We start from the raw sequence: 12035 nt of genomic DNA, 5'->3' as shown, positions 1-12035 counted from the left end.
CTATAAATGTTTCACAATCCAACAATTATGAATCTGCGGATTACGCTCAAAATCAAGCGATAGCGTTTTGTGGGAAATATTTTCCGCTTGTAACCCCAGCTCTGCTAAGCCATCAAAATCCATTTTAAAACCACGTTTGTTATTGGAGAAAACAATAGTGCCGTCTGTAGTTAAAATGCGTTTAAGCTGTTTCATTAGCTCAATATGATCCCGCTGAACGTCCCAACTGTTTTCCATTCTTTTTGAATTTGAGAAGGTTGGCGGATCAACGAAAATCAGCTCAAAACGCTCACGGCATTCAGCAAGCCATTGCAAGCAATCCGCTTGGAATAAACGATTGTTGCGAAGCGATAAATTGTTCAGCTCTAAATTCTGTTCAGCCCAGTTCAAATAGGTGTTAGACATATCCACCGTAGTGGTCGATTTCGCCCCATTCAATGCAGCGTGAACTGTTGCCGAACCTGTGTAAGCAAAGAGATTAAGGAAGGTTTTACCTTTCGCCATTTCACCGACCATTTTACGGGTTAAGCGGTGATCTAAGAACAAGCCGGTATCCAAGTAATCGGTTAAATTTACCCACAGTTTCGCCCCATATTCATTGACGAAGAAATAGTCGCCTTTATTCGCTAATTTTTCGTATTGGTTCGTGCCTTTTTGCTTTTGGCGAACTTTGAGGACTAATTTATTGGTTTCCACACCTGTTACCGAAAGTGTGGCAGAAACGGCATCCAACAAGCGTTGACGAGCCTTTTGTTCGTCAATATTTTTCGGTGCTTGGTATTCTTGCACAACGATATGATCGCCATATCTATCCACCGCCAAATTATATTCCGGCAAGTCAGCATCGTATAAACGGTACGCATCAATACCCTGTTGCTTCGCCCATTTTTCTACTTTTTTGATGTTTTTCGCTAAACGGTTGGCGAAATCAGGTGCTACTTGGGCATTTTGCTCAAATTGCAAATTTTCGGTTAAATCTGACCGCTTGTTATTTTCGCTAATCAGATAATTTTTCTGCACACAATCTAACGGACCGTTTTTCGCTTTAAATTGGCGAGCCGAACGTAAACGCAGACAGTTTAACAACTCTGGCTCGCCACTAAAAATGGAGGCATTCCAGCCGGCAAATTGTTGTTTTAAGCGTTGCCCGAATACGGAATAAAGGGCGATTAACGCCGGTGTTGTGCCTAAACGCTCACCGTATGGTGGGTTACACACCACAGTGCCGATCTGCTCAGGCATTGGATTTTTCAATGCAGCGATATCGCCCTGTTGCCATTGAATTAAATGATCCACCCCGGCATTTTTTGCATTCTGTTTGGCTTTAGCGAGCACTCTATGATCGAGGTCAAAGCCGAAGAAAAGCGGTTGAATGTCATCATTTTTTTGCGAAAATGCTTCGTCTAACACCTCTTTCCAAATAGCTTGTTGATGCCCTTTCCACGCATTAAATCCCCAATATTTACGATGAAGTTGCGGAGCAATATTGGCGGCCATTTGTGCCGCTTCAATTAACAGCGTGCCGGAACCGCACATCGGATCGACCAACGGTGTGCCTTTTTGCCAACCGGAACGTAGAATAATCGCCGCCGCCAAGGTTTCACGCAAAGGGGCTTTACCGGTATCTTCACGATAACCTCGAATGTGTAACGCATCACCACTTAAATCCAGCGAAACCACCAGATTTTCACGATCTAAATAGACGTGAATTCGCACATCGGGGTTCTCTTTATCGACCGTCGGGCGGGCGAAACCTTTACGCTCAAAATAATCGACAATGCCGTCTTTCACTCGCATCGCCCCAAATTGGGTGTTGCGGATCTCTCGGTTTGTACCGTTGAAATCAATATAGAACGTATCTCTCGGGTCAAAAAGTTCAGCCCAATTAAAGGCGATAATGGAGGCGTATAAATCGCTATCGCTAAAAATTTTAGTGCTGATTAAAGGCAATAAAATGCGAGAGGCTAAACGGCTGTGTAAAAGTGCCTGATATGCCCCTTTTTGGCTGGTGGTGAAATGCACGCCGCCTTGTGCGACTTTACATTCTGCATTGCAGATCTGCTCAAGTTCGGTTTTAAGCATTTCCTCAAAACCTCGGGCTGCGGTGGCGAAATAAGTAGTTTGATTTGTCATTCTGGTTTTCTCATAGAAAATTTTGCCCATTATAGCCGAACAAGCGGTCTTTTTCTTGCAAAGTTTTGCAATTTCTTTTGTGTAAAAAATTAGCACAGATCAAAAAAACCGTGTTTTATAAGAGGGCAAAACTTGCTATTTTTAATCAATGATCGCAAAATTAGTCGATTAAATGAGGGAAGAAAACGGGAGAAACAAATGACTACTCCAACTCGTATTTTATTGATTGACGACCACCCGCTGATGCGTCAGGGAATGCGTCAGCTATTGGAACTTGACGATCAATTTTCAGTAGTGGGCGAAGCCAGTAACGGCACAGATGGCATCAAACTGGCATTACAACTTGAGCCGGATGTGATTATTTTAGACTTAAATATGAAAGGCATCTCTGGGTTAGATACCTTACGTTCATTACGTTCTCAAGGCGTAGATGCCCGCATTATTATGCTAACGGTTTCTGACGAGCAATCAGACGTGTTCGCCTTAATGGATGCAGGTGTTGATGGCTATTTATTAAAAGATACCGATACCCCGGAATTGTTGGATAATATTCGAAGAGCTGCCGCAGGCGAAGTAGTATTAAGCGAAACCGTTCGCCAGCACTTGTTAAACCGCCAACCGGAAAATGATCCGCTAAGCTGCTTAACCGATCGTGAGCTGGATGTATTGCAGTGGATCGCAACCGGAATGTCGAACAAGCAGATTGCAGCCCAACTCTTTATTTCTGAAGAAACGGTAAAAGTGCATATCCGCAACTTGCTGCGTAAGCTCAATGTTCACTCTCGAGTGGCTGCAACCGTGCTATATTTAGAACAACAAAAAGGTTAATAAGATTTCAAGGCAAAATGCTGAATAGCGTAAAGTTATTCGGCATTTTTATTTATAGTGCGGATCGAACTTCGTAACACTAATTCAGGCTCTAGCATAATAGTCTGAAATGCTGTAGATTTAGTACGAATTCGCTTTAACAAGGTTTCTACCGCCAATTTACCAAGTTCAGCTTTCGGTTGGCTAATGGTAGAAAGTGGTGGAGAGAGATATTTTGCCAGTTCAATATCATCGTAGCCAATAATTGAAATATCTTGCGGTACACTTAAACCTTGTTGCCAAACAGCTTGGTAAGCACCCAGAGCAATCGTATCACTACAGGCGAAAACCGCCGTTGGTTTTTTAGATTGAGTAAGCAAAGTATTCATTCCATCTACACCACCTGCAAAATCAAAATGGCTTTCAATAATCCAATTTGGGTTAAGTGGAATATTAGCCTCCGCTAGGGCTTTTTTGTAGCCTTCTAAACGGTTTTTTGCCAATGATTTTTTTAGATTTCCTGTAATAATCGCAATATTAGAATGCCCTGCATCAATTAAGGTTTTTGTGGCAAGATAGCCACCGGATGTTGAATTTTCAAAAATTTTATCCGCATTCAATTCCGTAAACCACCAGTCCACAACGACCATTGGTAGAGGAATATTTAGGTTATCATCAGCATTCAATCTGGCATCGCCACACATTAGTAGTAAGCCATCAACTTTACGTTGAATAAGCGTTTGCAAATGATGTTGTAAACGCTCAGCATCACCATTGGTAGTGGCAATAATCAGGTTATAGTGGTGTTGCTGGCAATATAGCTCAACACCTGCCATCACTTCTGCAAAAAATGGGTTGCTGGTTGCAGTAACCAACATTCCAATGGTTTTAGTTTCATTGACTTTTAGGCTGCGAGCCAATGCAGAAGGCGTATAATTTAGCTCTTTAACCACCCGCTGAACTTTTTCCCGAATTTCCTCACTCACAAAACGACTGTTGTTGATAACGTGGGAAACCGTTGAGGTCGAAACCTGTGCGAGGCGTGCAATATCCTTCATCGTTGCCATTTGCAAAATTCCTTAGAAAAACGACCGCTTGTTACTGCTTACTCAAAAAATCTAAGGTTTCTTGACGGCTTGGAATAGACGGCTGGGCTCCTTTTCGGGTTACGCTAATCGCAGCGGCTGCGTGTGCAAAACGAATTGCCTCATTAAGCGGTTTATCTTCTAACATTGCGGTAACCAATGCACCGTTAAAGGTATCTCCTGCTGCGGTCGTATCAACTGCATTAACACGAAAACCCGCTACAATTTCGCCTTGTCCGTTTTCACTCACAAAAACACCTTTTGAACCCAATGTAATCAGCACTTTCTCAATACCTTTTTGGTGGAAGGCTTGAGCTGCCAGCTTCGCACTTGCTTCATCAACTACTTTTATACTCGTTAAAATTTCCGCCTCTGTTTCATTTGGGGTAATCATATCTAGCAGGCTTAGTAGCTCATCAGGTAATGCTCTGGCAGGTGCAGGATTCAGCACTACTTGCGTGTTATTTTCTTTAGCGATTTTCGCTGCTTGAATAATCGCAGGTAAAGGGGTTTCTAACTGCATTAATAAGCAATCAGCTTGTGTAATTTCCGATTGAAATTCAGCCACAACAGTTTCATCTAAATGCCCGTTTGCTCCTGCCGAAATCACAATACTGTTTTCGCCCGATTCTGCTACTTGAATCATTGCAATACCGGTCATTTCATTTGCCACGGATTTGATCGGGCGAGTATTAATACCATCTTTCTCAAAAGCGGTTTTCATTGCTTGACCGATGCCATCATCACCAATGCAGCCGATAAAAGATACTTTTGCCCCAAGCCGAGCTGCAGCAACCGCCTGATTCGCTCCTTTACCGCCATAAGCAATGTGATAGCTATGCCCAGTCAAAGTTTCGCCCGGTTTAGCAAAATAGGGAACGGAAATAACGTGATCAGCGTTAATGCTGCCGAGTACGGTGAGGTTTTTCATAATAAGTCCTTAGTTGCCAAAATCTTTGCTTGCCCAGCACGGCAAAGCCGTACCGGGTTAAGCATAATTCAGCCCTTCTGGGGCTGTAAAGCGATTATTTTGTGATAACTTTTAAATCTACTGGGATTTTCGCTTCTACTTTTTCGCCTTTTAACACTTTGTCAGCAGTTTCCACGCCAAGTGAGCCGATTAAGTCTGGTTGTTGAGCGATAGTTGCCGCTAATTTACCACTTTCTACTGCTTTTACACCATCATCTGTACCGTCAAAGCCAACGATTAATACCTCTTTCTTCGCCGCACCTACTGCACGTAATGCACCTAATGCCATTTCATCATTTTGAGCGAAAATCGCTTGTACATCCGATTTACTCGCTAATAAGTTTTCCGTTACATTCAAACCTTTTGTGCGGTCAAAATCGGCTGGCTGGCTTGCCAATACATTGAATTTATGAGCATCAATTGCTTGTTTAAAGCCTTCGCCACGTTCACGAGCCGCTGATGTACCTGCAATACCTTCTAATTGGATAACTTTCGCACCCTCACCTAATTTTTGTGCGATGAAATCACCAGCCATTTTACCGCCTGCTACGTTGTCTGATGCAATATGGCTGACTACATCGCCTTTTGCTGCACCACGGTCAAGCGTAATTACAGGGATTTTATTACGATTTGCAATTGCTACCGCATTTCCGACCGCTTCTGAATCAGTTGGGTTAATTAGCAATACTTTCGCACCACGTACGGTTAAGTCTTCCACATTAGAAAGCTCTTTTGCCGGGTCATTTTGTGAATCAAGCACCACTAATTTGTAGCCTAATTCATCAGCTTTCTTTTGAGCACCATCTTTAAGGCTCACGAAGAATGGGTTATCTAACGTTGATACTGCTAATGCAATAGTGTCTTTTGCTGAAGCCGTAGCCGCAACAGATAAACTCAACATAATTGCTGAAGCGATAGTTGTTAATTTTTTCATAGAAAATCTCCTTTGAAGATGATTACACTTTTTTAGTACCTAAATAATTATCAGCTAATACGGCTGCTAAAATCACCAATGCTTTAGCAATCATCTGATAATATGAAGAAATATCCAATAAGTTGAGTGCATTGTTTAAGAAACCGATAATTAATGCCCCAACTAATGTGCCCATTACACGTCCTTTACCCCCCATTAAACTAGTTCCACCAACCACAACTGCTGCAATTGCATCTAATTCATAAGAAACACCGGCTGTTGGCTGTGCAGAAGAAAGGCGTGAAGTTACAATTAAGCCTGCCAGTGCGGATAAAAAGCCGCTTACTGCAAAAACGAAAATTTTTATTTTATTAACATTAATTCCTGAAAGCTGAGTTGCTGCTTCATTTCCACCTAAGGCATAAATATAACGACCGATCGGCGTATGTTTCAAGATATACCACGCTATCGCAAACACAACTGCCATAATCCAAATAGGGAACGGAATACCAAATAAATAACCTGTACCAATAAAAGAAAACGCATCGGCTTGATCAGAAAAACCTGTACTAATTGGTCTGCCATCGGTGTAAACCATTGTGATACCACGCAGTAATGTCATTGTAACTAATGTTGCAATAAAGGCTTGGACTTTACCTTTCGCCACAATCGCACCACTAATTCCACCAAAAGCTGTACCAAGTAATAACACTAATGGAATAACAAGGAAAATCGGTAATTCAGAACCGACTAAAGAGGCGGCAACCGCTCCTGTTAAAGCTAAAACAGAACCAACCGATAAATCAATCCCGGCGATTAAAATCACGAACGTCATTCCTACTGCAATAATCGCATTCACAGAAGTTTGGCGTAAAATATTGAGAATGTTATCTACACTGAAGAAATCAGGGTTAATCATTGAAACAATGATGATTAAAATAAATAAGGCAACAAAAGAGCGTTGCTCTATTAAAAATTTGCCTAGTTGAAATTTATTTGCTTGAGTTGTCATAAGAACACCTTAATTTAATACCGTATTTTTACCGATAGCTGCTGCCAACAATTTTTCTTGAGTTGCTTCTTCACGCGAAAATTCTGCACTAATTCTGCCTTCGTGCATCACTAATATGCGATCACTCATTCCAAGCACTTCCGGCATATCAGACGAAACCATCAAAATACTCAATCCATCTTTTTTAAATTCATTAATTAATTGGTAAATCTCTTTTTTCGCCCCAACATCAACACCACGTGTTGGTTCATCTAAAATCAACACATTTGGACGAGTCATCAAGCCTTTGGCAATCGCCACTTTTTGCTGATTACCGCCAGACAGTAACCCAATTTGTTGATCTCGACTTGGCGTTTTGATATTAAACATCAAGATAAAATCATCAACCGCCAATCTTTCTGCATCGTGTCGAATAGAGCCACCTTTGGAAAAATGATCTAATGAAGTCAAAGACATATTTTCTTTTACCGACATTCCTAAAATTAGCCCATCGCCTTTACGATCTTCTGAAATATACACGATGCCGTTATCCAATCCATCTTGCGGACATTTGTTGGAAATCGCTTTTCCTTTTAACTCAATCGTACCTGTAGTTTTCGGTAACGCCCCATAAAGCACTTTCATTAACTCGGTACGCCCTGCTCCCATTAAACCGGAAATCCCTACAATCTCACCTTTATGTAACTGGAATGAAACCCCATTTACACCACTTCCACTTAGGTTTTTCACATCAAGAAGGAGCTCGCCACGCTCTTGCTGTAAATGAGGATACTGTTCTTCTAAGCGGCGACCGACCATCATTTCAATCAATTTATCTTCATCAATATCTGCAATTACTTGTTCTCCGATAAACTGACCATCACGAAGCACAGTAACATCATCGCAAATCTGGAAAATTTCTTTTAAACGGTGTGAAATATACACAATGCCTCGATTTTCTGCTTTTAGCTCGTGAATAACCTTAAATAGAGCTTCCGTTTCCGTATCAGTTAAAGCATCGGTTGGCTCGTCCATAATGATCACTCGAGATTCAAAACTCAACGCTTTAGCAATTTCCACCATTTGCTGTTCACCAATTGATAATTCTGAACAAAGTTGATGACTGCTATGTTTTACACCTAAACGAGCCAATAATTTATCTGCCTCAGCGTACATTTTTTTCCAGTCAATCGCTCCCCAAGCAGTTCTAAATTCACGCCCAAGAAAAATATTTTCGGCAATAGTCAAATTACCCACTAAGTTAAGCTCTTGATGGATAATGCTAATTCCGGCTTCTTGCGAATGTTTCGGACCTTTAAAAGTAACCTCTTGACCTAAATAAGCAATTGAACCTGCATCTTTACTGTAAATCCCCGTCAATACTTTCATTAAAGTCGATTTACCGGCACCATTCTCCCCCATTAATGCCATTACTCGCCCTGCATACACAGACAAGCAAGCATTACTGAGTGCTTTTACCCCCGGGAAAGATTTATCAATCCCATTCATTTTTAATAAGGTTTCCATCATTCCACCTTAAAACGGTACACCTGAATATAAAATAATGTTGGCATAAGGCGAACATTCACCTGTACGTACAACGGCTTTGCTATGGTGTGTCTGCTCTTTAAAGATTTCGTGATTAACATAATCCACTTGAATTTTATTCTGTTGGACTTGCTCAAGCTGAGCTAAACGCTCTAAGAGAGCAGCTAAAATCTGTGGATTTTTTTGCTTAATTTCTTCTGCAATTAATACACGCTCAACAAAAAGCTCATCTACCACAACATCAAACGTCTGTAAAAAACCCGGCACACCGGCAGTTAACGCTAAATCAATTCTCTCTACTTCATTTGGAATAGGCAATCCTGCATCACAAATAGTTAAACTGTCGGTATGACCAAGCTTAGCAATACTATGTGAAAGTTGTGCATTAAGATTTGTTGTTTTTTTCATCTCAATTCCCCTTTATTTCGCTTCATTACATTTGGAAAACACTCCATCGAAACGTTTCGATGAGATCATAAAAAATTTTTCCCCAACGATAAACAACCAAATTGCAAAAATGTGAAGTAGTTCAAATTATTTTGCTTTATAATAGGCAAAACCTAGTTACAAGCGGTCGATTTAGTAAAAAAATTTACAAATTCTACCGCTTGTTTAATTTTATTTTCTCCACACAAATTTATGGCTTTATTAATTACCCACAAATGTACCAACTGCGATATGTGCTTACCGGAATGCCCGAATGATGCGATTTCGGTGGGCGATGATATCTATGTTATCGATCCCATATTATGCACAGAGTGCGTTGGGCATTATGATAAACCAACCTGCCAAAAAGTTTGCCCAATCACCAACTGCATTATTACAGATCCTGATCATATCGAAACCGAAGAGCAACTTTGGGAACGATTTGTGATGATCCATCACCCTGATAAAATATAAAAAAACGGTCATATTACTATGACCGCCTCTTTTACTCACTTTCTTCCAAACTATACGGCAGTTTTACTACCTGCAAATTCACACCTTTTACTCTAAATTGAGCATCAGGTTCTATATCTTTATTCAGCACAACTTGCACCCATAACATATTGCTGTGTGTTGAACTCGCTAATATTGTTCCTGTGCATTTCCAGTTTCCACCTAGTTGCATTTCCACTGCTGAACTTGGTTCAGGTAGAGCGACATTGTCTTCAAATTTGCCGGCAAGGGTAAACAAAGCTCGTTTGTTTGCTCCACGATATTTGGCACGAGCAACAGTTTCTTGCCCGATATAGCAACCTTTAGTGAAAGAAATTGCATTTTCCAATAGTTGTAAATTCGCCGCTTGTGGAATTAATTCAAATTGATTTTCCTTCAATAACACCGGAATACCGTCTTGAATATCCATTAACGTCCAAAGACTTTCATCACCATTTGGCTCGAGGTTTTCGCCCCACACAAAGGCACGTTTTTGTCCCTGAATGAGGGTTAAAGCGGTCGAATTTTCACTTAATTTTGCAACTTGCTCCGCAGCCACGCCATAAATTGGGGTATCTAATTCACTAAAGGTAATTTTTGAAAATACCGCATATTTTTTCAGTTGGGTTAAGGCTTCCGGCAGTAGGCTTTGATGGATTACTGCAATAAATTTCTCTTGTTCCGCACGGTATAAGCGGAAAAGGGAACTCATTTTGCCTTTCGGATCACAATGGCTGGTTAGGGTGTGATCACCCACCGCAAGTTTTGCCACATCACAGGTTAATTGCCCTTGTAGGTATTTCTCAGCATCAACACCTGCCATTTCAATTAAACGATACTGAGAAAGCTGCACGCAGAGCGTTGGGTAAGATCCAATAATTTGATTGCACTCACATTTCATAGTTTATTCCTACTCTAAATTTTGAATTTGCTCACGCATTTGTTCGATTAATACTTTCAATTCCACCGCAGAATTAGTTACCTCTGCATTAATGGATTTTGACGCAAGCGTGTTCGATTCACGGTTAAGCTCTTGCATCATAAAATCTAATTTACGCCCCACTGCTCCACCTTTTTTCAGAATATTGGTGGTTTCTTTAACGTGGAGTTGCAAGCGGTCTAATTCTTCCGCCACATCAACACGTTGAGCAAGCAGTACCATTTCTTGCTCTAAACGTTGTGGCTCAAGCTGTAAATTCAGCTCATCAAAACGTTGCTGTAAACGCTCTTTCTGCCATTGCAGAATTTCAGGCATTAAGGTTTGTACTTTCGCCGCCTCAACAGAAATTGCCTCTAAACGCTGTTGAATTAAGGCTTGCACGTTTTCTCCCTCTCTCGCACGCATTGCGATAAAGTCCGCTAAAATTTGCTCAAAACCGGCTAATAAATCTTGGGCGATTTGGTCTAAATCTTGGCTTTCCGTATCCACCACGCCCGGAAAACGCAATACATCAACAAGGTTGATTTCGCCCTCATTTGCAGTTTCTTTAATCCATTGTAGCGATTGGATCACTTGTTCGGCATAGGCTTTATTTAAGGCGATTTCACTATTTTGAGTTTTGCTTAAATCAATACGCAGACTACATTCCACTTTACCACGGGTCAGCGTTGCACGTAGGCGTTCACGCAAAGCCATTTCAAGGTTGCGAAACTGCTCCGGTAGGCGGAAATAGGTTTCTAAAAAACGCTGGTTTACCGAGCGAATTTCCCATACTGCATTTCCCCACTCCTTTTTAATTTCTAAATGGGCAAAGGCTGTCATACTATAAATCATTGTTATTCCTTGTGTTTTTATATTATTGGGCGGAAAACATTCCACCTCTACTCATCTTACTAAAGAAAAATCACATTCTACTGTTTTCTTTGTTAAAATGGTAAAAATTTTAGCAAAAAGGAAAAGAAAATGCGTCCAAATAATCGAGCAAATAACCAAGTTAGAGAAATTAAAATTACCCGTAACTACACTCGTTACGCTGAAGGTTCGGTGTTAATTGAATTCGGTGAAACCAAAGTGCTATGCAATGCCACAGTGGAAGACACTGTGCCCCGTTTTTTAAAAGGTCAGCAACAAGGCTGGGTTACGGCTGAATATGGAATGTTGCCTCGTGCCACTCACTCTCGCACCCAACGTGAAGCGGCAAAAGGCAAACAAGGCGGACGCACAATGGAAATTCAACGCTTAATCGCCCGCTCTTTGCGTGCGGTAGTGGATTTAAAAGCCTTAGGCGAACGCACCGTAACAGTGGATTGCGATGTTATCCAAGCAGACGGCGGCACTCGCACCGCATCTATCACGGGGGCTTGCGTCGCATTATATGATGCAATGAATAAATTAGTGGCAAACGGCACATTGAAAACTAACCCAATGAAAGGTTTAGTGGCGGCAATTTCTGTCGGTATTGTAGAAGGCGAAGCCGTGTGCGATTTAGAATATGTGGAAGATTCCAACGCTGAAACCGATATGAACGTGGTGATGGTGGAAGATGGTCGTTTGGTGGAAGTACAAGGTACAGCCGAAGGTGAGCCGTTCTCTCACGAGGAATTACTGACTTTATTAGATTTAGCGAAGCAAGGAATTAACCAGTTAGTTGATGCTCAACGTAAAGCGTTGGCATCATAGTATTTGCAAATTTCCAGCAAAAATTAACCGCTTGTAGATGAAAATCTACA

Annotated in this window: 12 protein-coding genes; 3 read left to right on the top strand and 9 right to left on the bottom strand. The window is 41.2% G+C overall.

The window, feature by feature from the left end:
* A complete protein-coding gene (gene rlmKL, locus ICJ55_RS04050) occupies positions 1-2133 on the bottom strand; it encodes a bifunctional 23S rRNA (guanine(2069)-N(7))-methyltransferase RlmK/23S rRNA (guanine(2445)-N(2))-methyltransferase RlmL (protein ID WP_188157418.1) in 2133 nt (710 codons plus the stop codon).
* A 198-nt stretch (positions 2134-2331) separates the two neighbouring features.
* Here rlmKL and narL point away from each other — a divergent pair, with 198 nt between their 5' ends.
* The gene (gene narL / locus ICJ55_RS04045) at positions 2332-2961 is read left to right on the top strand and encodes a two-component system response regulator NarL (RefSeq protein ID WP_188157417.1); all 630 of its coding nucleotides are present in this window, start codon (positions 2332-2334) and stop codon (positions 2959-2961) included.
* A 35-nt stretch (positions 2962-2996) separates the two neighbouring features.
* Here the strand turns inward: narL and ICJ55_RS04040 are convergent, their stop codons facing one another.
* The 6 genes from ICJ55_RS04040 to rbsD all read right to left on the bottom strand — a co-directional run bounded on the left by ICJ55_RS04040 (position 2997) and on the right by rbsD (position 8855).
* Positions 2997-4007: a substrate-binding domain-containing protein gene (locus ICJ55_RS04040; protein ID WP_188157416.1), complete on the bottom strand. Its 1011-nt coding sequence runs from the start codon at positions 4005-4007 to the stop codon at positions 2997-2999.
* 31 nt (positions 4008-4038) lie between these two features.
* The gene (rbsK, locus tag ICJ55_RS04035) at positions 4039-4956 is read right to left on the bottom strand and encodes a ribokinase (protein ID WP_188157415.1); all 918 of its coding nucleotides are present in this window, start codon (positions 4954-4956) and stop codon (positions 4039-4041) included.
* A gap of 94 nt (positions 4957-5050) precedes the next feature.
* A complete protein-coding gene (gene rbsB, locus ICJ55_RS04030) occupies positions 5051-5929 on the bottom strand; it encodes a ribose ABC transporter substrate-binding protein RbsB (protein WP_188157414.1) in 879 nt (292 codons plus the stop codon).
* Positions 5930-5951: 22 nt separating this feature from the next.
* Complete coding sequence (gene rbsC / locus ICJ55_RS04025) at positions 5952-6920, bottom strand: ribose ABC transporter permease (protein ID WP_188157413.1); 969 nt, start codon at positions 6918-6920, stop codon at positions 5952-5954.
* Positions 6921-6929: 9 nt separating this feature from the next.
* Positions 6930-8426: a ribose ABC transporter ATP-binding protein RbsA gene (rbsA, locus tag ICJ55_RS04020; RefSeq protein WP_188157679.1), complete on the bottom strand. Its 1497-nt coding sequence runs from the start codon at positions 8424-8426 to the stop codon at positions 6930-6932.
* 9 nt (positions 8427-8435) lie between these two features.
* The gene (gene rbsD, locus ICJ55_RS04015) at positions 8436-8855 is read right to left on the bottom strand and encodes a D-ribose pyranase (protein WP_188157412.1); all 420 of its coding nucleotides are present in this window, start codon (positions 8853-8855) and stop codon (positions 8436-8438) included.
* 231 nt (positions 8856-9086) lie between these two features.
* Between rbsD and ICJ55_RS04010 the strand changes: the two genes are divergently transcribed.
* Complete coding sequence (locus tag ICJ55_RS04010) at positions 9087-9347, top strand: YfhL family 4Fe-4S dicluster ferredoxin (RefSeq protein WP_188157411.1); 261 nt, start codon at positions 9087-9089, stop codon at positions 9345-9347.
* 31 nt (positions 9348-9378) lie between these two features.
* Here the strand turns inward: ICJ55_RS04010 and ygfZ are convergent, their stop codons facing one another.
* Positions 9379-10266 carry a CAF17-like 4Fe-4S cluster assembly/insertion protein YgfZ gene (ygfZ, locus tag ICJ55_RS04005; RefSeq protein ID WP_188157410.1) on the bottom strand — a complete coding sequence of 296 codons (888 nt, stop codon included), beginning with the start codon at positions 10264-10266 and terminating at the stop codon, positions 9379-9381.
* A 9-nt stretch (positions 10267-10275) separates the two neighbouring features.
* On the bottom strand, positions 10276-11139 hold the full coding sequence (locus tag ICJ55_RS04000) for a YicC/YloC family endoribonuclease (protein WP_188157409.1): 864 nt from the start codon (positions 11137-11139) through the stop codon (positions 10276-10278).
* 129 nt (positions 11140-11268) lie between these two features.
* Between ICJ55_RS04000 and rph the strand changes: the two genes are divergently transcribed.
* The gene (rph, locus tag ICJ55_RS03995) at positions 11269-11985 is read left to right on the top strand and encodes a ribonuclease PH (RefSeq protein WP_188157408.1); all 717 of its coding nucleotides are present in this window, start codon (positions 11269-11271) and stop codon (positions 11983-11985) included.
* The last annotated feature ends 50 nt before the right edge of the window (positions 11986-12035 follow it).

Source organism: Mannheimia bovis (assembly GCF_014541205.1).
GTDB lineage: Bacteria > Pseudomonadota > Gammaproteobacteria > Enterobacterales > Pasteurellaceae > Mannheimia > Mannheimia bovis.
Note: the sequence above shows the minus strand (reverse complement) of the source record. Positions and strands in the feature narration are given on the sequence as shown.